The sequence below is a fragment of the Pseudomonas sp. HMSC063H08 genome (genome assembly GCF_001813645.1).
GTDB classification, from domain to species: Bacteria; Pseudomonadota; Gammaproteobacteria; order Pseudomonadales; family Pseudomonadaceae; genus Pseudomonas; species Pseudomonas aeruginosa.
Genome location: NZ_KV813590.1, coordinates 1 through 278 on the forward strand (window position 1 = coordinate 1; position 278 = coordinate 278).

Annotated in this window: 1 pseudogene; it reads right to left on the bottom strand. The window is 67.3% G+C overall.

From position 1 onward, the window contains the following. Window positions 1-278: pseudogene (locus HMPREF2924_RS27125) on the bottom strand (glutamine synthetase); the annotation flags it as partial.

Here is a 278-nt window from a genome sequence, read left to right on the forward strand (position 1 = left end):
TCGGCGACGATGGCGTCGGCCGGGATGCCCTGGGCGCGGGCGCCGTCGATGATGTCCTGGAGGCACTCGACGTATTCGTCGAGGTCGTCGATGGAGTACACCTGCACCGACTGCGGACGCTTGCCGGAGATCGGCGAGCGCGGCGGCTGCGGCCGGCCGTTCACGTTCTCCTGGTCGATCAGGTAGAACTCCAGCTCGAAGGCGGCGACGATGGTCAGTTCCATCTCGGTGAACCTGGCCACCACCTGGCGCAGGACTTCGCGGGGGTCGGCGAAGAA